We start from the raw sequence: 20,204 nt of genomic DNA on the forward strand, positions 1-20,204 counted from the left end.
CCCGGTGCCAGGGTGTCGGAGTGCGGGTTCATCGGGGCGCCTCCTGCTCGGTGTCACGCTGCCGGTGCCCCCGCCCACTGGTTCCACTGTCGGGGACGACGGCGGCCGTGGCACCCGCCGCCCGCCTCATACGCATGCCGGGTCGCCCTCGGCTCGCCCCTCGCGTGCCACCCGAGCCAGCGCCGGTGCCGTCTCCAGCGGCCTGTCCGTGAAGAAGCGGGCGGTCAACTCCGCGACCTCCTGCGGACGTTCGAGCACCACCCAGTGGTCCGTGTCGGGGATCGTCAGGAAGCGGCTGTCCGCGAGCGTGGCCGCGAAGGCGCGCTGCCGGGCCGGGGTCGTCACCGTGTCGTGCTCGCCGCTGAAGACCAGGGTGGGGATGCCGGGCAGCCCGCCGGCGAAGTCGGGCCGGTCGGTCAGCGCCCGGCGCAGCGAATCCACCGCGTGCGGCGAGTGCAGCGCCGCCTGGAGCATCGCCCGCCGGACATAGCGGAACGCCAGCTTCCGGCGGGTGACGTACCGGCGCTCGTCGAGGCAGAGCAGCCCCTCGGCGGCCCGGGTGGCGAAGGCGGCGGTGTCCCCGTGCGAGAGGTGCTCGGCGGCTCGCTGCCACGCGTGGACCTGTACGTCGCCGACGTCCGCCGGTACGCCGCCGAGCACGAGCCGGGCGATCCGCTCCGGGAAGCGCTGGGCGCAGCTGAAGGCGATGCCCGCACCGTAGGAGAAGCCGAAGAGGTTGATCCGCGAGGCGCCGAGATCGTCGATGACGTCCAGGATCGCGGCGCACAGCACCTCCATGCTCGGCCCCGGCGGCAGCGGCCCCGCGCTGCCCATACCGGGCAGATCGGCGGTGACCACATCCGTCACCGGCCCCAGCTCCTCCTCCATCTGCGGCCAGCCGAACATCCCCTGCAGGGCGCCGCCCAGCACCAGCGCGGGCTCGGTGACCCGGTTCGGCTGCCGCAGCAGCCGGTACGCGTACGGCACCTCGCGCACCGACAAGGAGCGGATCAGTTCCTCGTGCATGGCTCTTCCTTACCGGCTGGAACGGGTTCGTTGTGCGGTCGGGGCGGGTGGGGGCCTGTTCGATGGGTCGGGGTCGGACCGGCCCTAGGCGCGGGTCAGGACGAGCGCGGCGTTGTGGCCCCCGAACCCCAGCGAGGTCTTGACCGCGCAGTCGAAGGCCGCCTGCCGCGGCTCCGCGCGGACGACCTCGATCGGGATCCGGGGGTCCGGCACCGTCAGATTGGCGGTGGGGGGCACCAGTTGCTGCTCCAGGGCGAGCACCGTCAGCGCGGTCTCGATCCCGCCGGCGGCGCCCAGCGTGTGCCCGGTCATCGCCTTGGTGGAGGTGACCAGTGGATGATCGCCGAGCACCCGCTGCAACATCACCGCCTCGATGTGGTCGTTGACGACGGTCGACGTGCCGTGCGCGTTGACATGGCCCACGTCGCGGCCCTGCACGTCCGCGTCCGCCATCGCCGTGCGCAGCGCCTGCTCGATGCCCTTGCCGTCCGGATCCGGCGCGACCGCGCCGTACGCATCGCTGGACGCGCCGTACCCCGCGATCTGCGCGCGGATCGGCGCCCGGCGGGCCCTGGCGTCCTCCGGCCGTTCCAGCACCAGCAGCCCCGCGCCCTCGCCGACGACGAAACCGTCCCGGTCGACGTCGAAGGGGCGGCAGGCGGTGGCCGGATCGTCGCGCCGGGTGGACACCGCCTTCATCTGGCAGGCGCTGGCGATCAGCAGCCGGGACAGCACCGACTCCGCGCCGCCCGCGATGGCGATGTCGCAGACCCCGGCGTGCAGCAGCTGACGTGCGGTACCCACCGCGACGGTCCCGGAGGAGCAGGCCGTCGCCACCCCCAGACTGGGGCCCTGCGCGCCGAGATCCATGCAGACGCTGCTGGCGGCGCTGTTGATCACGGTCAGCGGAGCGAGCTTGGGGGAGACCCGCCGGGCACCGCGCCCCGTCATCGCGGCGTACTGCTGGTCGTAGAACGGCAACCCGCCGTGCGCGGAGCCGATGACCACCGCGACCCGGCTCCGGTCCCAGGTCTCCGGGTCCAGGCCGGCGTCGCCGACGGCCTCCCGTGCGGCGATCACCGCGAGCTGCGAGAAGCGGTCCATCAGCCGTTGGGTGGCCACCCCGAGCAGCTCGGTGGTGTCCAGGTCCGTGGCGGTGTACATGAAGTCGCAGGGCAGATCGGCGAGTTCGTCCTGGTGCGACACCCCGCCGGGCACGGTGTCATGGGTGAGGGAATGCCAGGTGGCCTTCGTCCCCACGCCCGCCGCGGTCACCAGGCCCAGTCCGGTCACGGCCGCGGCGAACGGCTTGCGGCGGGCCGTCACGCGGTGACTTTGCCGTCGATGGCCGCCACCAGCTGTCCCACGGTGTCACGCGAGGTCAGCGACACCTCTTCGAGGTCGATGTCCAGCCGCTCCTCAATGAGCACCCGGAGCTCCTCCAGGGCGAGGGAGTCCAGGCGGAGGCTGCGCAGCACGGTGGCCTCGGTGACCTCCCTCCGGGTGACCCCGAATCGTTCCTCCAGCAAGGTGTTGACAACTTCTGCCGCATTCACGTGGCGCTCCTCCGCTGTTCGTAGGCGATGCTGCCAACCGCGTCCTGGGCGGGATCTCGCCGGTGGTTCCGGCTGGTTTGGCCACCCTTTATACGCCTTTGTCCTGGGAGCTCCCCAACCGTGGTAGCTCAAAGGGGTGATGGGCGCGCCGGAGCGGGCGAGAGGCACGCGTACGGACGGTGCGCTCCGCGGAAGGCGACTTGTTGTCTAACGCCGCTGAGCGGTGGGAGGTACGGGTCGCACGCCGGCGGAGTACCGGCGGCGCGGTGCCGGGCGTTGGGGGCCCGGCCGTGGCTCACCGGGGCAGGCCCCAGGGGGCCGAGGGGCGCTTGCGGCGCTCTCAGGCTTCGTCGAGCGCGCCGGTGACCCGCCCCAACAGGGAGCGCAGGGTGCGGAGTTCGTCGAGCGTCAGGCCGGTGGCGGCCATGATCCGGCGCGGCACCGGCAGCGCCCGCTCCCGCAGGGCCTCGCCGGCCTCGGTGAGCCGGATGGTCACCGACCGCTCGTCCTCGGGGCTGCGCTCACGGTGCACCAGCCCGGCCGCCTCTAGTCGTTTGAGCAGTGGCGAGAGCGTGCCGGAGTCCAGCCGCAGCCGCTCGCCGATGCTCTTCACCGGCTCCGGGCCGTGTTCCCACAGCACCAGCATGACCAGGTACTGGGGATACGTGAGCCCCAGGTCCTTGAGAGCGTCCCGGTAGACGCCGCCGAACGCGCGCGAGGCGGCGTGCAGCGAGAAGCAGACCTGGTGGTCGAGGCGGAGCAGTTCGGAGTCCGGAACCGGGAGCGTCGGGAGCGTGGCCATGGCTCCAGGTTAGCGCGTGGCGAACGATTAGATTGTGCACAACTTAGTTGCGCGCAATTTAAATGTGTGCGACTGTTGGTCCCGTCGCACCCGCCGTGCCCGGTCACCCGGACCGCCACGGCCACGGATCCACCGGAAGGGACCCACCATGGACGCGCTGTACACCGCCGCCGCCACCGCCAACGGCCGCGAGGGCCGGGCCGTCAGCTCCGACGGCCGGCTCGACCTCGCCCTGGCCATGCCCGAGGCCCTCGGCGGCAACGGCAACGGCACCAACCCGGAGCAGCTCTTCGCCGCCGGGTACGCCGCCTGCTTCGCCAGCGCGATGGCCAACGTCGGCCGGCAGATGAAGCTCGACACCAAGGACGTCGCGGTCACCGCCGAGGTCTCCCTCGGCAAGGACGACACCGGCTTCGGCCTCGCGGTCGTCATGCGGGTGGAGCTGCCGGACGCCCTGGCGGGGGAGACCGGCCGGCAGCTCGTCGAGGCGACGCACCAGTTCTGCCCGTACTCGAAGGCCACCCGCGGGAACATCGACGTGGAGCTGGTCATCGAGTGACCCGGCCGGTCCTCCGGCGCCCCGGCTCCTCGCCCGCCCCCGCTTCCCTTCTTCCTTACGCGCCGTCCGCGGCGTACACCCGCCGCCCCCCGACGAACGTCTGGAGCACCCGGGTCGCGGCGATCTCCTCGGCCGGGCCGTCGAAGGGGTCCCGGTCGAGGACGGCCAGGTCGGCCAGCTTGCCGGGCTGGACGGAACCGGTCTCGTCGAGGTGGTTGGCGTAGGCGCTGCCCGCCGTGTACGCGGCGAGCGCGGCGCCCAGGTCGAGGCGCTGCTCGGGGAGGAAGGCGGGGGCCGACGGCGGGGCGTCCGGGGTGCGGCGGTTGACGGCGACATGGAGTGCGGCGATCGGGTCGGCCGAGCTGACCGGCCAGTCGCTGCCGGCCGCGAGGGTGGCGCCGGAGCGCAGCAGATCCCCGAACGGGTACTGCCAGGAGGCGCGTTGCCGCCCCAGGAAGGGGATGGTCAGCTCGTCCATCTGCGGTTCGTGGGCCGCCCACAGAGCCTGGATGTTGGCCGTCGCGCCGAGCCGCCGGAAGCGCGGGATGTCGTCGGGGTGCACGACCTGGAGATGGGCCAGGTGCGGGCGGGTGTCCCGGTGGCCGTTGGCGGCGCGGGCCGCCTCGACCGCGTCCAGCGCCTCGCGCACCGCGCGGTCGCCCAGGGCGTGGAAGTGCACCTGGAAGCCCTCCGCGTCGAGCCGGGTGACGTACGTCCGCAGCGCCTCGGGGTCGACGAAGGAGATCCCGCTGTTGCCGGACGGGCAGCCGCACGCGGTCAGATAAGGGCCGAGCAGCGCCGCGGTGTGGTTCTCCGCGATGCCGTCCTGCATGATCTTGACACTGGTGGCCCGCAGTCGGCCGCCGGTCAACTCGCGCCTGCGGTCGACCAGTTCGGGCAGCTGCTCGATGCCCCGGGAGCGGTCCCACCACAGCGCCCCGGTCACCCGGGCGGTCAGCAGGCCGTCGCGCCGGGCGGCCAGGTAGGCGGGCACCGGATCGGTCGTCCCGGGGCCGTTCCCCAGCATCGCGTCCTGCCAGGCGGTCACCCCGTACGAGTGGAGCAGCCGCTGCGCCCGGAGCAGCCCCGCGGTCTGCTCGGCGAGCGAGGGCTGCGGGAGCAGCTCGCCCACCAGGCGCATGGCGCCTTCCTGGAGCATCCCGGACGGTTCGCCGGCCGCGTCCCGCTCGATCCGGCCGTCGGCCGGGTCCGGGGTACGGGAGGTGACCCCGGCCCGCTCCAGGGCGCGGGAGTTGGCCCAGCCGCCGTGGTGATCGCGGTTGACGAGGAACACCGGGCGGTCCGGTACGACGGCGTCGAGGAACTCCCGGGTCGGCATGCCGCCGGGGAACGCCTCCAGGGACCAGCCGCCGCCGGTGATCCACGGAGCCTCCGGGTGGGCCGCCGCGTACCGGGCGATCAGTTCGCGATACGCGTCGGCGGTGTCCGCCGCGCTCAGATCGCACTGCCCCAACTCCAGCCCGCCGCTGACGGGGTGGACATGTGCGTCCTGGAAACCCGGGACGAGCAGCCTGCCCCGGAGGTCGACGACCTCGGTCCGCGCCCCGATCAGGTCGCCGATCCGCTCGTCGGGGCCGACGGCGACGATCCGGTCGCCGCGTACGGCCACCGCACTCGCCCTGCTGCGGGCCGGGTCGACGGTGTGCACGGGGCCGCCGCGGAAGACGAGGTCGGCGTGGGAGGTGGTGGTCATGGTGCGGGCGCTCCTCGCAGGGGAGTTGACGGGATGGTGGCGGGTGCCGGGCGGGCCGGCGCGGTGGGGGAGTCGGTGCCGGTTCACCCCTCGGACGGTGCGGGGGCCCGCCCGGCACCGCCGCCGTCCATCGGCAGGCTGATCGCGTCCGCGTCGGTCCCCCACCCGGTGCGGAAGTACGGGGCCCGGCGCACCCACTTCGCCCAGGCCGCCACCGCCAGCCCCAGCAGGACGAAGGCGGTGGGCAGCGTGAGCAGGAACCAGCCGTTGTCCGGACGGGCCGCGAAGTGGTCGCTCATGGTGGCGTAGTCCCACACCAGGTAGCCGCCGAGGCCGAACAGCGTCAGCGCGCTCGCCGCGGGCACCACCACGTCGCACAGCGCCCGGACCGGCCCCGCGCGCAGGCTCTCCCGGAAGCGCACCGCGCAGGCCAGCGCGGTGAGTCCGTAATACAGGGCCACGGTCAGGCCGATGGAGTTGACCGCGGTGAGGATCATGTCGTTGAGCTGGGGGATCCCGACGGCGAGTACGGCGAGCAGCGCGGCGAGGGACATGATCAGCAGCGTGCCGACGGCGGGCGATCCGTAGCGCGGGTGCACGCGCTGCCAGACCGGCCCCAGCGTCCGGTCCCGGGCCATCGCCAGCGCGCCGCGCGCGGTGGGAATGACGCTGGACTGGAGGGACGCGAACGCCGAGCACATCAGCGCGGCCAGCGGGAGCGAGGCCCACGGCTCCGGCGCCAGCCGGCTGCCCAGGAAGGTCAGCGCCTGCGGGCCGTTGCGCAGCAGTTCGCCGGTGCTCATCACCCGCTGGAAGGCGAACGCCCCGACGAGGAACAGCCCCAGCATCGCGACCAGCGCGATCAGCCCGCCGCGCGCCGCGTCGGAGGCGGACCGGGTCTCCTCGTTGACGCTGTACGCCGCGTCCCACCCCCAGTAGAAGAACACCGCGAGCACCATCCCCTGGGCCAGCGCCCGCGGTGAGCCGATCGCGAACGGATCCAGCCAGGACAGGCTGAACGGCTGGTCGCCGCCGACCAGTGCGACGCCGCAGAACCCCAGCAGCACCACGTACTCGAAGACCAGCAGCCACAACTGGAGCCGGGTCGCGGCCCGTACGCCGGTGACGGCGGTGACGGTGACGGCGACCAGCGCGACCAGGCCGACCGCGGTGCTGACACCGGTCGACGCCGGATCGAGCCGCACCCCGAGCACGCTGCGCAGCCCCGCCTTGTTCAGGAACTGGAGCACGACGGACCCGGTGACGGCACCGGTGTACGCCATGAAGATCACGTTGCCCACCAGCACCACCCACCCGGTCAGGAACCCGGGCCAGGGACCTATCGAGCGGCCCACCCAGGTGTAGCCGCTGCCGCAGTTCGGCTCGGTGCGGTTGAGCCGCGCGTAGGACAGCGCGATGCCGAGGATCGGCACGAAGGCCAGCAGCAACAGCGCCGGGGTCTGCCGGCCGGTGCAGGCGGCCAGGGAGCCCATGCCGATGCCGAGGCTCGTCGTGGCGGCGGTGCTCGACGCCGCGATGGCCAGGCCGTCGCGCACCCCCAGGGAGCGGCGCAACGTCCCGGGCGGGCCGGGATCCCGACGTGGGCCGGAGGGGGGCGCGGGTGCTGCGGGCGCCGGGGACTCAGGTGCTCCAGGGGGAACTGCGGCGGGCATGGCACTCACTCCTTGGACGGGTGGGCCGGGCGGCGGAAGGGGGGGAAGGGGGAGGGGCCGGGGCGCGGACGCAGGGGTGGGCAGGTGTGGCGGGCGTGGGCGCGGCCGGCGACGCGGGCCCGGGGTGGGGACCGGTGCGCCGATGAAACCGCCCCGGCAGGGTTGTGTCAACGCTGTTGACGTAAGTGGGTGATTTACTGGCCCGGCACCGGCAGGCCCGCACCAGGGCCGGGCCGAGGGCGGCATCCAGAGCACACCGCGGCGGAACGGGGACGGGGATGACCGGCGGCGAACGCGTACCGGCCGAGCGCAAACGGCGCCGGCCGACCAGTGCGGGCGTGGTCCTGTCCGCCGACCTCATCGTGGACACGGCACGCGAACTGATCGACGCGCACGGGGCGCAGGCGTTCACCGTACGGAAACTGGGTGCGGCCCTGGGGGCCGATCCCTCCGCCGTCTACCGCTACTTCCGCAACACCGAGGACCTGTTCCTCGCGCTCGCCGACCGGCTCATCGGCGAGTCCATGGAGGGCTTCACGACCAGCGGCGACTGGGCCGCCGACCTGCGGGAACTGGCCCTGCGCGCCTACCGCTCCGCGCTGCGCCACCCCCAGGTAGCGGTCTTCAGCACCGTGCGCGTCACCGGCCGGCCGCACGAGCAGCGCGCCGTCGACACGGGCATCGGCCTGCTTCTCCAGGCCGGGTTCGACGCCGCCTCCGCCGTCCGCCACTACCACGCCCTCGTGGACACCGCCCTCGGCCACGCGGCCCTGGACGCCGGTGTGCTGCGGCTGGCTCCCGCCCAGCGCGCCGCCGACGAGTACGCCTGGCAGGCCGCGTACGGCGGCCTGCCCGCCGACGCGTACCCCAGCCTGCACCGGGTGCGCAACCACCTTCCCCGCATGGCCGGTTCGGCCGTGGAGCCGGCCCTCGACCTGCTCATCGCGGCGCTGCGCCGAGAGGCGGCGGAGCGGCCGGACTGACGTCGCCGGCACCCGCCCGCCGCCCCTCCGCTACGCGACGCCCGCGAGGAACTCCCGCACCAGCCGCAGCCACACCGCGCGGTCCGGCTCGCTCAGGAGGTGCCCGGCGCCGGGCAGTTCGGCGAGGTGGGCGCCGGGAATCCCGTCGGCCAGCCGGCGCGAGCTCTCGGGAAGCACCAGCCGGTCGCCCAGGGGCGCCACGACGAGGGTCGGCACCGCCACCCGTGCCAGGTCGTCGCGGACGTCGACCCGTGACACCAGGTCGAAGTGGTCGAGCATCCCGGGCGGCATCCGCGCGGCGGCCCGCGCGACCGCGGCGTCCAGCGCCGCCGGCGGGGTGGTGGCCAACTGCTCCGGCGACCGGCAGGAAACGACGGCGAGCCGGGCGACCGCCGACCACTCGCCGGCCCGTCCGAGCGTCCGGATCAGTTCGGCGGTCAGCGCCAGGACCGGGTCGGCGACCGCGAACCCCGCGGTGAGGACGAGCGAGGTGACCCGCTCGGGATGGCGGGTGGCGGTACGCAGAGCGACGGCGGTGCCCAGCGACTCGCCGAGCACTGCGAACCGCTGGTGCCCGGCCGCGACCGCGGAGGCGGCCAACTGGTCGGCCAGATCGTCGAGTTCCATCGGATCCGTGGCGACGGGGGTGCCCCCGGCCCCCGGATAGTGCGGCCCGACGACGCTGTGGTCGGCCGCCAGGTCGTCCAGGACCAGCCCGAAGTTCCCCTCGATCCCGCCGCCGGCCCCATGGGCGAGCAGGAGAGCCGGACCGCTGCCCCGGGTCAGCACGTCGAGGCGGGGGCGGGGGAGTGTGCGCTCGATAGTCATGGCCTGACGCTAAACACTCACACCGGTGTGAGAGTCAAGCCGGGAGAGGCGGGCAGCAGCGGGGGCCGGCCGGGCATCCGGGAACGGCTTCCCCGGTCCCGTACGGGCTCGGTGCCACACCCCCGGCACACAGGGGCGGGACACCCCGGCACGCTCGGTGCGACATCACGCTCGGTGCGACATCGCCCGGCCGTCGCCGACGAGGGACCCGACCATTCGGGGCCATACGGGCATTTCTCGTGAAGCAGTGCAAACATGATGCATGCCCTTTCCACGGCTGACGCAGCTGGGACGACGTCCGCAGCCGAGCCATGCCCTGATGCTGATCCCGATCGGGCTGATCGTCGCGGTCTGCCTGGCCGACGTCCTCTCGCCGGCCGACATCCACCTGGGACCCCTGCTCGTCTCCGCCCCGGCGATCACCGCGGCCCTCGCCGGGCCCGGTCCGACGGCCATGATCGGCGCGCTGGCGGTCGCCGCCCAGGTGGGCATCGGCATCGCGCGCCACGCCCTGTTCACCGAGAACCTCTACGCCCAGATCGGCTCGCTGATCGTCGTCGCGGCGCTGCTCTTCGTCTTCACCGTCGTCCGCGAACACTACGAGCGGCAGCTCGTCAAGACCCGCTCGGTGGCCGCCGTGGCCCAGAAGGTGCTGCTCCGGCCGCTGCCCGAGCGCAGCGGGGATCTGGAGATCGCCTCGATCTACCTCCCCGCCGAGGAGGAGGCGGAGATGGGCGGCGACCTCTTCGCCGCGGCCCGCACCGCCCAGAGCACCCGGCTGATCATCGGCGACGTCCGTGGCAAGGGCCTCCCCGCGTACAGCCAGGCCGCCCTGCTCCTCGGCGCCTTCCGCGCGGCGGCGCACCGCCAGGCCACCCTCCCCAACCTCGCCCGCCACCTCGACGGCGCCGTCCGCTGGGACAACAGCCAGTGGCGCAACGCCTACCCGCGCCCGCGCCGCACCACCCCGTCCGCCGGTGACCCCGCCCCCGCCGCCGAGCGGGCCGCACCGGCCGCGGTCCACGCGCCCGACGCCGAAGAGACCTTCGCGACCGTGTCCTTCTTCGACATCCCCGACCGGCTGCACGAACTCGGCACGATCAGCTGCGGCCATCCGCCCGCGCTCCTGCTGCGCGAGGGGCGGGCGATCACCCTGGACGTCGAGCGGACCGCCCTGCCGGTCGGCCTCGGCGGCCTCCCCGGAGCCCCCGACTACGAGGTCGAGACCTTCCCCTTCGAGCCCGGAGACCTGCTGCTGCTCTATACGGACGGTGTGACCGAGGCGCGCGACGGCGACGGCGACTTCTACCCGCTGGCCGAGCGCGCCGGCACCTGGAGCTCCGGCAGCCCCCGGCAGGTGCTGCGCCGGCTGCGCGAGGATCTGCTGGCGCATACCAACGGCCGGCTGACCGACGACGCCGCGGCGGTCGCGGTGCGGCGGCTGCCCGCCCCGGCGCCGAGCACCGGGCAGCACCACCGCCGACACGCGGACCGGCGGGGTCCCGGTGGCGCCTGAAGTCGCTCGCGGGAGATGACATCCGTCACTTCGAGGTGCCTCCCCGGCCCCGCTGCCCCTGATATGCGGCCCTCCTGTCCACCTCAACCGGTGGAGCCCCCCGTCTGACGCTTCCTCAGTGCCGCCCGACTTGGTAAACACGTCCGATCGGGGGTACTCGTCCGAATCGTCCGCACGTGGTACAGGAAGCGCACCATGAACGACCGCAACACCCCGGACCACCAGCCCGCCGAGATATCCGGGACCTCCGGGATGTTCGACACCTCCTCGGTATCCGGCATATCCGGGGACGGCGCGTCCGGGATCTTCGAGCTCGACCTCACCGGCCACGAAGCACGGCGGCGGGCCGAGGTGCTCGCGGCGCTCGGCGACACCTGGGACCCCATCGAGGCGATGACGGGCGAGACGGACGCCCAGCGACTCCTCTACTCCGGCCTGGACGCCGAGCAGCAGGCCACCTACGACCTGCTGGTCGCCGCCGGCGTGCTGCCGGCAGCCGGGCAGGGCTGAGCATGCTGCCACTCGACCCCACCGCCGACATCGGCCGCCGGGCCTGGGTCCCCTGCCCTCGCTGCCAGGACCACGAGGGGTGCGGGACCTGCGACGACGGCCGCACCTGCGGCGACCACTGGCGCTACCTGCTGTCGAACCACGGCAGCCTGCTGCACCTCCAGTGCCCGAACTGCACCCACCTGTGGTCCTGGGACTCGGGCTTCGGCGCCGGCGGACGCCCTTAGGGCCTGGGCCATGGCAGGGTCCGCGCCCCGACCCACCGGACAGACCCTGGCGCCGCCCCGCCGCGCACCCCTCGCCCCGTCAGGCGCCGCCCTGAGCGGCTAGGTACCGGCCCCTCGTGCTTCCGCGTACGCCGCCTCCAGTGCCCGCTCCGCCGGCACCGCCCGGTCCGGCCGGACGCCGACACCCTCCCAGTTGGTCCCGGTGACCGCGTTGACGGTCCGCGCGGTCGGCACCGTGACCGTGATGTGCTCCGTCACCGGATGCCGCCCGGTCGGGTGCGCACCGCCCCGCGTCGTCTCGCCGACGACCACCGCGCGCCCGAGCGCCTGCAGGGTGTACGCCACGTCCTCCCCGCCCGAGAACGTGGTCGCGCTGGTCAGCACGTACACCGGGCGGTCCGGATAGCGGGGCGCGGGCAGATGCGCGGTGGTCCAGTACTGGCGGACGGAGTCCGTGCAGCGCTCGTAGAAGTCGTTGAGATGCACGTCGCCGTCGGGGAAGAAGTAGCTGCACCACAAGGCCGCGCCCGCGGGGGAGCCGCCCTGGCACTCCCGCAGGTCGAGGAGGAGCGCGCGGGTGTGCGCGACCAGCTCCATCGCCGCGCCGATCGCCCGGCCGCCCTCACCGGCGTCGGCGATCCACCGGACGGTGATCCGGCCCACGTTCCCGTCGAGCCGCTCCACGCGGCGGATCCCCTGGCTCTCGGCCCGCAGCAGCGCCAGGAACGCCGCCCGTCCGGCGTCGTCGTCCGCCGGGTCCACGGACTGCGGCTCGTCCTGCCACAGCAGCCGGAGGTGCTTGTCCGCGCAGACCTCCTGGAGGTGCGCGGTCACCGTCTCGCAGAGCGCCGGGCCGCTCAGCCCGTCGTACTCGCCGACGGCCAGCCGGCCCCGTATCGCCGCGTCGAGCTCCGCCGCCCGCTCCGGGAAGACGTACCCGGCCACCACGCGCTCCAGCGCGGCATCGACGATCTGAGCATTCCCCGCCGCAGGCTTCCCCTGCATCCCGTGCATCCCCTGCATCCCCGTCTCCCTCTCCCCACATGACGCCGGGACGGGCTCCGTGCCCGCCCGGCCCGGCCATGTCCGGCCGGTGGTCCCGGGCCCCGGCTCGCCCGTTCACCGCGATCTTTACGTCCCGGCCGTGCGCACCGCCCCGTGCGATCCCGGACCGACCGCGTTAGCGTGCGGTGCAGTGAGCGGTCAGGGCCGTCCAAGAGGGGCCGAGCGTCGCCGAGGGAGCCGTCCATGGAGCAGTCCACGCAGCCGACCGCGGCCCGGCAGGCCCGTGCGCTCTGGCTGAGGACCGAACCCCTGCATGCCGTCTGCTACTTCGACGACGGCTGTCGGGCCCTCGGCAAGGCCCTCGGCCTCAAAGGCTTCTGGATGGGCTACTTCGCCTCCCGTACCGCCCCCTTGGGAGCCGTGGAGCCCGCGGCCGCCACGGCCGTCCTCGGCGTCTTCGCCCCGGGGATGGTCGCCCGCGCGCTGCCCGCCGCCTGGAGCACCGCGGGCCCGGCGCACGTCCTCGACGAGCGCGGCCGGCGCGCCGCACACGCCCTGCGGCGGATCGACCCGGACCTGGACCGGGCGGCCACCGCACTGCTGCCCGCGCTCCAAGGGCTCGTCGACGACGCACCGGCCACCGCGCGCCCCCTCTTCGCCGCCAACCGCGCGCTGTGCGGCCAGGCGGACCCCGTGGAGCGGCTGTGGCAACTGACCACCACCCTGCGGGAGTTCCGGGGCGATGCGCATCTCTCCGTGCTCGCCGACCGGGAGTTCGACGGCTGCGAGGCCCTGGTCCTCACCGCCGCCTCCGGCCGGGTGCCGAAGGAGACCATCCGGGAGGACCGCGGCTGGACCGAGGAGGAGTGGGCGGCAGCGGCGGACCGCCTCCGCACCCGCGGCCTCCTGGACGCCCACGGCGGCGCCACCGCGTCCGGGCTGCGCGAGCGCACCCGCATCGAGGAGGAGACCGACCGGCTCGCCGCGCGGCTGCTCCGCTCGCTGTCCCCCGCGCGGGCCGACGGCCTCATGGAACTGCTGGAGCCCCTCGTCCGCCGCGTTCTGGCCGCCGACGTCCTCCCCTTCCCCAACCCGATCGGCCTGCCGCACCCTGACGCTCCGTAGCGACCCCACCGGGCCGTGCGGGCGCTCCGGCGCGCGTGCCCTGCCTGATCCCGAACCTGAAACCGAGCCATGGTCCCCCCTGAACACCCTGCGCGGACACGGAAGTTCGACTGATCCCGACGGTAGCGCGCGGCGCTGACAATCAGCCCGCACGCAAGATCATCTTCCGTGCGGCCGGGCCCGTTGAGCTGCGACGTGATTGTCATTTGGTGGTTCGATGGGTGCTTTGGGGTGCTTTGCAGCGACAGATCGGATCACCTCCGACGGAAGGGGCGTTGTCTGAGTATGGATCCGAGAGAATTGTGGGACCGGAACGCTGTGCTGGCAGAGGCGTTTTGTCTGGGTGACGAACGTGTGCGTGAGGCACAGGCCAGACTTGACGAGGCGCAGGCCGACCGCTCGCGGATTTTGGCGGCGTTTGCGGTGACGGTGGGCAGCACGGGCGCCGTGGCCGGGTTGTTCGGTCTGAACGAACGGGAAGTGCGTATCGCCCGGCGCACAGTGGGCAAGGACGACGCCCGGGCCGTCGCCGAGGAGTTGCTCACCACCCCTCCGGTGCAGCCCCGTGAGCCGGAGGAGCCGTCCCCGGCGCCCGATCAGTCCGCGGACTTCTCCTCTTCGGCCGCGTCCACGGCGACCCGCCAAACCGCCACGGCGCGCGATACCGGCTTCGGCGCGACGGACCAGAACTGGTCGCCCGCTATAGACGCCGTACTGATCGGGAGTTGGCAGACCGGGGTGGATCTGCGGGAGCTGGCCTCCGAATTCGGCCTCGATCTCACGCGCCTGGTCACCCGCGCGCAGCAGCTCTCGGCGCAGGGGCGCTTCTATCCCGGCCCGGTGGAGTCTCATGCGGGCCGCCACCGCCGGGGCCCCGGCGATGTCCATGAGGCCGAATTCACCATCCCCGCCCAACAGTCGGCCTCCTGGAACTCCGCACCCACCGCCCACCAGATGGCTGCCGCCTGGCATTCGGGCGCGATGCCGTCAAGTGAGTCCGTTACCGATGTCGCCGCCCTCTCGTCCGAATGGGACAGCGCGCTCGCCCCGTGGGGCACCATCGCGCCCGCCCGTGAGGAGTCCGTACCGTCCCACCAGCCGTGGGCGCAGTACCACCTCAGCTCCTAGCCCGGACGACGGTCCGGCGGCGGTCGGGCTGTGGACTGACGTCGAGGTGTTTAAGGAATTAGTTGCTGTAGTGCCTGCTCTCAACGAATTTAGTTATATATCTCGCCTGAATGGTGTGGAATCAGTAGCCTGAGGGGTGTTCTTTCCGGGCTGCCCATCCCGTGCGCAGCCCGCTCCCGGCCCCCAGAAACGGCAGACCGCCATGACCGCGCGCCGCTCCGTCCCCGGCCCCGCGCTGCCCGTAACCGAGCGGACCCGGCACCGCCGGCTGCGCGACCAGGGCAGCCTCGACCGCGCCGAGCTCGATGCCGTACTGGCGGCCGGGTTCGTCTGCCATCTCGGGGTGACGGTCGACGGGACGGTGAGGGTGGTGCCCACCGTCTACGGGTCGGACGGCACGACGCTGTACTTCCACGGCTCGGTTGCCAGCCGGAGCCTGGTGGCGTCCCCGGGGGCGTCGGTCTGTGTGACGGTGACCCATGTGGACGGCCTGGTCCTGGCCCGTTCGGTGTTCGAGCACGGGGTCAACTACCGCAGCGCGATGGTCTACGGGGTGCCGCGCCCGGTCACCGACGAGGACGAGAAACTCGCCGGACTGCGCTGCCTCACCGAGCAGTCCGCGCCCGGCCAGTGGGATTACGCCCGGCGGCCGAACCGCCGGGAGCTGGCCGCCACGGCGCTGCTCGCGCTCTCGCTCGACGAGGCGTCCGTGAAGCTCAGGACCGGTGCGCCGGACGACGGCGACGGCCCCGACGTCGAACTGGGGCTGTGGGCCGGGGTGCTGCCGCTGCGTACGGAATGGGGAACTCCGGAGCCGGACCCGCTGCTCGCCGAGGGCGCGGTGCCGCCCGCCCACATAGCGAACCGCGCGGGGGCGTCCGCGTCGTGACGGCCGCCGGTCGCACGCTCGGCGTCACTGTCCGCTTCCGCGGAGCGCCTTGCGCTTGTACCAGGCCACGGCCAGTGCGGCCAGGCCGCTGACCGCGATGAAGCCCATGGAGAGCAGGAACGCCGGTGACGTGGGCGTCGCGGCCCGGGCTCCGGCGACGGCGTAGGCCGCGGTGTTCGGGATGCTGCCCAGGGTCGTCGCCAGGAGGTAGGACGACCAGCGCATCCGGGAGACCGCGGCGCAGTAGTTCGTGCCCGCGAACGGCAGCCCGGGGAAGAGGCGGATCGCCAGCATCGAGCGGAAGCCGTGTTCGCTCAGCTGCCGGTCGGCGGCGGTCAGCCAGCGGGCCCGCAGCAACGGGCGCAGCGCGTCCTGGCCGAGCAGTCGGCCCAGCCCGAAGGCCAGCGCGGCGCCCAGCACCGTACCGGCCAGCGCGGTAGCCGTCCCGCCCTGGCCCCCGAAGAGGGCACCCGCGGCGAGGTTGAGCACCGGGCGCGGGACGAAGGCGGTGGTGCAGACGCCGTACGCCAGGGCGAAGACCACCAGGGCGGTCGGCCCGGACAGCTGCCCGGGCCAGCCGCCGGCCAGCAGGCGCTGCGGATGCCACAGCACCATCGCGACCGCCGCGCAGGCCAGCAGGACCAGCAACAGGACCAGCCGGGACCAGGGGGAGAGCAGCACGCGCCTGCCGCGCGCGGTGAGGCCGTCGGGCGTTGCGGCGGGTTCGAGCATCCCGGGAGCGTAACCGACCAAGGTGGCGACCGGCCGTAATCCGGGCGGCATGGCACCGAAACCGCTTCCGTCGGCCGGGTAAATCGTTCGACGCGGCGGCCCCAACCCGGCACCATATGACGCATGTTCCGGCACGCCTTCCCCTCGCTGTCGTCCGCAGTCGCGGACGCGCCGAAGGCTGCCGTCGTCTTCCTCTCCGCAGTTGCCGAGGCCGCGGCGAGTGCCGCAGCCGCCACCGTCGCGGCAGTCGTCCCGGCCGCCGCCGTGGCCGACGGCGCCCGAACCTGACCCTCTCCGGATCGTCCGGCGGACCCCGCAAGGGGAGGGTCGGAGCGGCTCAGGGGTCCCCACGGCGCCACCGCGCCGTTCTCACCGCAGTGTTGCGAGGAAGAACACCATGCCCAAGACGGCATACGTACGCACCAAGCCGCATCTGAACATCGGCACCATGGGCCATGTCGACCACGGCAAGACGACGCTCACCGCCGCCATCACCAAGGTCCTCAGCGACCGGGGGAGCGGCACGTTCGTTCCGTTCGACCGGATCGACCGGGCCCCGGAGGAGGCCGCCCGTGGGATCACCATCAACATCTCGCACGTCGAGTACGAGACCGGCACCCGGCACTACGCCCACGTGGACATGCCGGGCCACGCCGACTTCATCAAGAACATGGTGACCGGCGCGGCGCAGCTCGACGGCGCGATCCTCGTCGTCTCCGCGCTCGACGGGATCATGCCGCAGACCGCCGAACACGTGCTGCTCGCCAAGCAGGTGGGCGTTCGGCACATCGTCGTCGCCCTGAACAAGGCCGACGCCGGCGACCCCGAGCTGACCGACCTGGTGGAGCTGGAGGTGCGCGAGCTGCTCGACGCGCACGGCTACGACGGTGCGCACGTCCCCGTGGTGCGGGTCTCCGGACTGCGTGCCCTGGAGGGCGACCCCCACTGGACGGCGGCGATCGACGCGCTGCTGGACGCCGTGGACACCTACGTCCCGATGCCCGAGCGCTATGTGGACGCGCCGTTCCTGTTGCCGGTCGAGAACGTGCTGACCATCACCGGGCGCGGCACGGTCGTCACCGGAGCCGTCGAGCGCGGCACGGTGCGGTGCGGCGAGCAGGTGGCCGTACTGGGCGGGGAGGCGCTGCAGACGACCGTCACCGGGCTGGAGACCTTCGGCAAGCCGATGGAGTCCGCCGAGGCCGGGGACAACGTCGCGCTGCTGCTGCGCGGGGTGCACCGCGAGCAGGTGCGCCGCGGATTCGTGATCGCGGCTCCCGGCAGCGTCACTCCGCGGCGCCGCTTCACCGCCGAGGTGTTCCTCCTCTCCACGGAGGAGGGCGGGCGCCGTACGCCGGTGTCCACCGGCTACCGCCCGCAGTTCTACATCCGGACCGCGGACGTGGTCGGCGACCTCGACCTCGGTGAGCGGGCAGTCGTCCGCCCCGGCGAGTCGGTGACCGCCGCGGTCGAACTGGGCCGCGAGGTGCCCCTGGAGCCGGGCCTCGGCTTCGCCATCCGGGAGGGTGGCCGCACGGTCGGCGCGGGCACGGTGCGCACCGTCGAGGACTGAGCACGGCCGGCGGGGCCGGTGCGGCCGATCACGACGATCGGCCGCACCGGCCCCGTTCCGTGCACGCGCCCCGACCCGGCCACACCCACCGGGCACAATGGCCCGGTGGACGACGCAACACACCGGCCCGGCCCCGAGTCCGAGCCCATACCCCTCACCCGGACCGTGGACCACGGCACCGCCAAGCTGCTGCCGGATGTCGACCGGCCCCGCGCGTGGCTGCTGACGGTGGACGGGGCGCCGCAGTCGTACGTCGATCTCGACGCACCCACACACCTCGAATTCGAGTATGTGCGCCGGCTCGCACACGTCCTGGACGAGGCCGCCGCTCCCGGTGAGCCGCTGGACGTCCTGCACCTCGGCGGCGGAGCCCTGACCCTGCCCCGCTACCTGGCCGCGACCCGCCCGCACTCCCGGCAGGACGTGGTCGACGCCGACCGGGGGCTGCTCGCGCTGGTGGCCGACGAGCTGCCGGTGCCGGACGGCTCCGGTATCGCGCTGCACGCGCGCGACGCCCGGGCGGCGCTGGAGGCGGCGCCGCGGGACAGCGCCGATGTGATCGTGGCGGATGTCTTCAGCGGTGCGCGGGTGCCCGCGCACCTCACCTCGGTCGAGTACGCGCGCGCCGCCGCACGGGTGCTGCGCCCGCACGGCTGCTACGCGGCGAACCTCGCCGACGGCGTGCCGTTCGCCTTCCTGCGCGGCCAACTCGCCAACTTCGCCGCGGTGTTCCCGCATCTCGCGCTGATCGCCGAGCCGTCCGTGCTGCGCGGCCGCCGTTTCGGCAACGCGGTACTGGTCGCCTCGCCGGCGGAGATCCCGGTCGCGGAGCTCGCCCGGCGGGCGGCCGGCGACCCCTTCCCGGCGCGCGTCGAGCACGGTAAGGCGCTGCGGCGGCTGATCGCGGACGCGGCGCCTGTGGGGGATGCCGACGCGGTCGCGTCACCAGTGCCACCGGACGGTGCGTTCAGCGTGGGGTGATCCGCGCTCCGTCCCGGTCGCCCGCCCCGTCGCCGCCCGCCTCCGCGACGGTGGCCGCACGGCGGGTCAGGCGCCGGACGTCCGGTACGCACAGGACGGCTGCGGTGAGGAGCACGACCAGTGCCGTGCACCCCCAGAGGGCGGCCGGCCGTCCCACGAGGTCCTGGGTGGGGCCGGCCAGCGCGGTGGCCACCGGGACCATGGCCAGCGAGCCGAGCCAGTCGTAGGAGGAGACGCGGGAGAACTTCTCCTCCGGTATCTCCTGGTGGAGCGCGAGCATCCAGGTCACCGCGAAGACCTCGATCGAGACGCCGCTGCCGAACAGGACCGCCGTCAGCCCGGCCGTCGGCAGCGGGATGGCGAGGGCGGCGGACGGCAGGGCGAGCGGGAAGACGCACAGGGTGCCGGCGAGGAGGATCCGGCGCGGCTGGTAGCGGGTCATCAGCAGGGCGCCGCCGGCGGTGCCCGCCCCGAACGCGGCGATCGCCAGCCCCCAGGGCCCGGCGCCGCCCAGCTGTTCCCTGGCGACGAGCGGACCGTAGACCGACTCGACCGCGATGACGACCGCGTTGACGATGGAGAACTGCACCACGATCGCCCACAGCCAGGGCCGGCCGGCGACCTCGCGCCAGCCGTCGCGCAGGTCGTGGAGCACGCCGCTACTGGGAGCGCGTGCCGGAACACCGCTCACGTCGAGGAAGCCGCGCAGCGCTCCCGCCACGGCGAAGGCGGCGGAGTCGATCGCCAGCACCCAGCCCGGGCCGACGGCGGCGACGAGGGCACCGCCCAGCGCCGCGCCGCCGATGGTGGCGCCGTTCACGCCGATACGGAACACCGCGAACGCGCGCCCGGAATCCTGCCCGGAGACGCTGGAGAGCAGCATGCCCTCGGCGGCCGGCGCGAAGAACGCCTGCCCCGTGCCGCCCACCGCGGCCAACAGCGCCATCTGCCACAGCCGGGGCTCGCCGGCCAGGACGAGCAGTGCGAACAGGCCCTGCGAAACGCAGTTGACGCTGTTCGCGGCGACCATCACCCGGTGCCGGGGCAGCCGGTCGGCGATCGCGCCGCCGAGGAGGAGGAAGAGGACGAGCGGGACCATGCGGGCCGCGGAGACCAGCCCGACGTCGGTGGCGGAACCGCCGGCGCCCAGCACCGCGAAGGAGGTCGCGATCAGCGCCCCGTTGCTGCCGAGGCCGGCGACCACGGTGGCGGCGCTGAGCAGCAGGAAGTTGCGCCCCGCCCAGGGCGGTCGGGCCCTTAACAAGAGCGCGCCTGCGGGTCTGCGGACCGTCCGCGCCCCTGGTGTCGCCCGCCCCGGTGGTGCTGCCTGTCCTCGAAGTGCGCTCGCCCCGGCCCCATGGCAGCCCACGATAGGCG

General features: G+C 73.5%; 21 protein-coding genes. 11 read left to right on the plus strand and 10 right to left on the minus strand.

Translation table 11 applies throughout. From position 1 onward, the window contains the following. Nucleotides 1-126 precede the first annotated feature (126 nt). From ACO1BR_RS34060 to ACO1BR_RS34075, 4 genes are all read right to left on the minus strand, one after another. A complete protein-coding gene (locus ACO1BR_RS34060) occupies nt 127-1,026 on the minus strand; it encodes an alpha/beta fold hydrolase (RefSeq protein ID WP_426798967.1) in 900 nt (299 codons plus the stop codon). A gap of 84 nt (nt 1,027-1,110) precedes the next feature. After that, on the minus strand, nt 1,111-2,352 hold the full coding sequence (locus ACO1BR_RS34065) for a beta-ketoacyl-[acyl-carrier-protein] synthase family protein (RefSeq protein ID WP_426798968.1): 1,242 nt from the start codon (nt 2,350-2,352) through the stop codon (nt 1,111-1,113). After that, on the minus strand, nt 2,349-2,582 hold the full coding sequence (locus ACO1BR_RS34070; protein ID WP_426798969.1) for an acyl carrier protein: 234 nt from the start codon (nt 2,580-2,582) through the stop codon (nt 2,349-2,351). Before ACO1BR_RS34070 ends, ACO1BR_RS34065 begins: the two co-directional genes overlap by 4 nt. A 340-nt stretch (nt 2,583-2,922) precedes the next feature. Then, nucleotides 2,923-3,384, minus strand: a complete 462-nt coding sequence (locus ACO1BR_RS34075) for a MarR family winged helix-turn-helix transcriptional regulator (RefSeq protein WP_426798970.1) — start codon at nt 3,382-3,384, stop codon at nt 2,923-2,925. Between the two features lie 148 nt (nt 3,385-3,532). Between ACO1BR_RS34075 and ACO1BR_RS34080 the strand changes: the two genes are divergently transcribed. Continuing rightward, the gene (locus ACO1BR_RS34080; RefSeq protein ID WP_426798971.1) at nt 3,533-3,943 is read left to right on the plus strand and encodes an organic hydroperoxide resistance protein; all 411 of its coding nucleotides are present in this window, start codon (nt 3,533-3,535) and stop codon (nt 3,941-3,943) included. Between the two features lie 55 nt (nt 3,944-3,998). On the opposite strand, the gene ACO1BR_RS34085 is transcribed toward ACO1BR_RS34080, so the two are convergent. Together ACO1BR_RS34085 and ACO1BR_RS34090 are read right to left on the minus strand one after the other, a co-directional pair. Continuing rightward, the gene (locus tag ACO1BR_RS34085) at nt 3,999-5,657 is read right to left on the minus strand and encodes an amidohydrolase (protein ID WP_426798972.1); all 1,659 of its coding nucleotides are present in this window, start codon (nt 5,655-5,657) and stop codon (nt 3,999-4,001) included. Nucleotides 5,658-5,740: 83 nt separating this feature from the next. Continuing rightward, a complete protein-coding gene (locus ACO1BR_RS34090; RefSeq protein ID WP_426798973.1) occupies nt 5,741-7,330 on the minus strand; it encodes an APC family permease in 1,590 nt (529 codons plus the stop codon). A gap of 278 nt (nt 7,331-7,608) precedes the next feature. On the opposite strand from ACO1BR_RS34090, the gene ACO1BR_RS34095 reads away from it, so the two are divergent. Continuing rightward, entirely contained in the window at nt 7,609-8,313 is a 705-nt protein-coding gene (locus ACO1BR_RS34095; protein ID WP_426798974.1) for a TetR/AcrR family transcriptional regulator, read from the plus strand. A gap of 30 nt (nt 8,314-8,343) precedes the next feature. On the opposite strand, the gene ACO1BR_RS34100 is transcribed toward ACO1BR_RS34095, so the two are convergent. Continuing rightward, nucleotides 8,344-9,141: an alpha/beta fold hydrolase gene (locus ACO1BR_RS34100; RefSeq protein WP_426798975.1), complete on the minus strand. Its 798-nt coding sequence runs from the start codon at nt 9,139-9,141 to the stop codon at nt 8,344-8,346. 262 nt (nt 9,142-9,403) lie between these two features. On the opposite strand from ACO1BR_RS34100, the gene ACO1BR_RS34105 reads away from it, so the two are divergent. The 3 genes from ACO1BR_RS34105 to ACO1BR_RS34115 all read left to right on the plus strand — a co-directional run bounded on the left by ACO1BR_RS34105 (nt 9,404) and on the right by ACO1BR_RS34115 (nt 11,394). After that, nucleotides 9,404-10,657, plus strand: coding sequence for a PP2C family protein-serine/threonine phosphatase (locus tag ACO1BR_RS34105; protein ID WP_426798976.1), 1,254 nt, complete (start codon nt 9,404-9,406; stop codon nt 10,655-10,657). A 252-nt stretch (nt 10,658-10,909) separates the two neighbouring features. Next, nucleotides 10,910-11,167, plus strand: a complete 258-nt coding sequence (locus ACO1BR_RS34110) for a DUF6400 family protein (RefSeq protein ID WP_426799009.1) — start codon at nt 10,910-10,912, stop codon at nt 11,165-11,167. A 2-nt stretch (nt 11,168-11,169) separates the two neighbouring features. Beyond that, a complete protein-coding gene (locus ACO1BR_RS34115) occupies nt 11,170-11,394 on the plus strand; it encodes a hypothetical protein (protein WP_426798977.1) in 225 nt (74 codons plus the stop codon). A 99-nt stretch (nt 11,395-11,493) separates the two neighbouring features. Here the strand turns inward: ACO1BR_RS34115 and ACO1BR_RS34120 are convergent, their stop codons facing one another. Beyond that, the gene (locus ACO1BR_RS34120; RefSeq protein ID WP_426798978.1) at nt 11,494-12,417 is read right to left on the minus strand and encodes a S41 family peptidase; all 924 of its coding nucleotides are present in this window, start codon (nt 12,415-12,417) and stop codon (nt 11,494-11,496) included. A 225-nt stretch (nt 12,418-12,642) separates the two neighbouring features. On the opposite strand from ACO1BR_RS34120, the gene ACO1BR_RS34125 reads away from it, so the two are divergent. The 3 genes from ACO1BR_RS34125 (at nt 12,643) to ACO1BR_RS34135 (ending at nt 15,541) form a co-directional block, all read left to right on the plus strand. Continuing rightward, nucleotides 12,643-13,524: an SCO6745 family protein gene (locus tag ACO1BR_RS34125; protein WP_426798979.1), complete on the plus strand. Its 882-nt coding sequence runs from the start codon at nt 12,643-12,645 to the stop codon at nt 13,522-13,524. Between the two features lie 354 nt (nt 13,525-13,878). After that, nucleotides 13,879-14,652, plus strand: coding sequence for a hypothetical protein (locus tag ACO1BR_RS34130; protein ID WP_426798980.1), 774 nt, complete (start codon nt 13,879-13,881; stop codon nt 14,650-14,652). 202 nt (nt 14,653-14,854) lie between these two features. After that, complete coding sequence (locus ACO1BR_RS34135; RefSeq protein WP_426798981.1) at nt 14,855-15,541, plus strand: pyridoxamine 5'-phosphate oxidase family protein; 687 nt, start codon at nt 14,855-14,857, stop codon at nt 15,539-15,541. Nucleotides 15,542-15,565: 24 nt separating this feature from the next. Here ACO1BR_RS34135 and ACO1BR_RS34140 read toward each other — a convergent pair whose 3' ends face one another. After that, complete coding sequence (locus tag ACO1BR_RS34140; RefSeq protein WP_426798982.1) at nt 15,566-16,273, minus strand: TVP38/TMEM64 family protein; 708 nt, start codon at nt 16,271-16,273, stop codon at nt 15,566-15,568. Nucleotides 16,274-16,396: 123 nt separating this feature from the next. On the opposite strand from ACO1BR_RS34140, the gene ACO1BR_RS34145 reads away from it, so the two are divergent. From ACO1BR_RS34145 to ACO1BR_RS34155, 3 genes are all read left to right on the plus strand, one after another. Continuing rightward, entirely contained in the window at nt 16,397-16,561 is a 165-nt protein-coding gene (locus tag ACO1BR_RS34145; protein ID WP_426798983.1) for a hypothetical protein, read from the plus strand. Nucleotides 16,562-16,670: 109 nt separating this feature from the next. Beyond that, nucleotides 16,671-17,846 (plus strand): elongation factor Tu, encoded by a 1,176-nt coding sequence (gene tuf / locus ACO1BR_RS34150; protein ID WP_426798984.1) that lies wholly within the window; start codon nt 16,671-16,673, stop codon nt 17,844-17,846. A 105-nt stretch (nt 17,847-17,951) separates the two neighbouring features. Continuing rightward, on the plus strand, nt 17,952-18,827 hold the full coding sequence (locus tag ACO1BR_RS34155) for a spermidine synthase (RefSeq protein ID WP_426798985.1): 876 nt from the start codon (nt 17,952-17,954) through the stop codon (nt 18,825-18,827). Here ACO1BR_RS34155 and ACO1BR_RS34160 read toward each other — a convergent pair. Continuing rightward, a complete protein-coding gene (locus ACO1BR_RS34160) occupies nt 18,814-20,091 on the minus strand; it encodes an MFS transporter (protein ID WP_426798986.1) in 1,278 nt (425 codons plus the stop codon). The two genes, ACO1BR_RS34155 and ACO1BR_RS34160, sit on opposite strands and share 14 nt — an antisense overlap. Nucleotides 20,092-20,204: the final 113 nt, after the last annotated feature.

It is taken from the genome of Streptomyces sp. YGL11-2 (genome assembly GCF_050054615.1).
Taxonomy (GTDB): Bacteria; Actinomycetota; Actinomycetes; order Streptomycetales; family Streptomycetaceae; genus Streptomyces.

Excerpts from the sequence above, each read along its gene's own strand:
- ACO1BR_RS34060 (WP_426798967.1), bottom strand. The coding sequence starts at position 1,026 with ATGCACGAGGAACTGATCCGCTCCTTGTCGGTGCGCGAGGTGCCGTAC.
- ACO1BR_RS34075 (WP_426798970.1), bottom strand. The coding sequence starts at position 3,384 with ATGGCCACGCTCCCGACGCTCCCGGTTCCGGACTCCGAACTGCTCCGC.
- ACO1BR_RS34080 (WP_426798971.1), top strand. The coding sequence starts at position 3,533 with ATGGACGCGCTGTACACCGCCGCCGCCACCGCCAACGGCCGCGAGGGC.
- ACO1BR_RS34085 (WP_426798972.1), bottom strand. The coding sequence starts at position 5,657 with ATGACCACCACCTCCCACGCCGACCTCGTCTTCCGCGGCGGCCCCGTG.
- ACO1BR_RS34090 (WP_426798973.1), bottom strand. The coding sequence starts at position 7,330 with ATGCCCGCCGCAGTTCCCCCTGGAGCACCTGAGTCCCCGGCGCCCGCA.
- ACO1BR_RS34095 (WP_426798974.1), top strand. The coding sequence starts at position 7,609 with ATGACCGGCGGCGAACGCGTACCGGCCGAGCGCAAACGGCGCCGGCCG.
- ACO1BR_RS34100 (WP_426798975.1), bottom strand. The coding sequence starts at position 9,141 with ATGACTATCGAGCGCACACTCCCCCGCCCCCGCCTCGACGTGCTGACC.
- ACO1BR_RS34105 (WP_426798976.1), top strand. The coding sequence starts at position 9,404 with ATGCCCTTTCCACGGCTGACGCAGCTGGGACGACGTCCGCAGCCGAGC.
- ACO1BR_RS34110 (WP_426799009.1), top strand. The coding sequence starts at position 10,910 with ATGTTCGACACCTCCTCGGTATCCGGCATATCCGGGGACGGCGCGTCC.
- ACO1BR_RS34115 (WP_426798977.1), top strand. The coding sequence starts at position 11,170 with ATGCTGCCACTCGACCCCACCGCCGACATCGGCCGCCGGGCCTGGGTC.
- ACO1BR_RS34120 (WP_426798978.1), bottom strand. The coding sequence starts at position 12,417 with ATGCAGGGGATGCACGGGATGCAGGGGAAGCCTGCGGCGGGGAATGCT.
- ACO1BR_RS34125 (WP_426798979.1), top strand. The coding sequence starts at position 12,643 with ATGGAGCAGTCCACGCAGCCGACCGCGGCCCGGCAGGCCCGTGCGCTC.
- ACO1BR_RS34135 (WP_426798981.1), top strand. The coding sequence starts at position 14,855 with ATGACCGCGCGCCGCTCCGTCCCCGGCCCCGCGCTGCCCGTAACCGAG.
- ACO1BR_RS34140 (WP_426798982.1), bottom strand. The coding sequence starts at position 16,273 with ATGCTCGAACCCGCCGCAACGCCCGACGGCCTCACCGCGCGCGGCAGG.
- ACO1BR_RS34145 (WP_426798983.1), top strand. The coding sequence starts at position 16,397 with ATGTTCCGGCACGCCTTCCCCTCGCTGTCGTCCGCAGTCGCGGACGCG.
- tuf (WP_426798984.1), top strand. The coding sequence starts at position 16,671 with ATGCCCAAGACGGCATACGTACGCACCAAGCCGCATCTGAACATCGGC.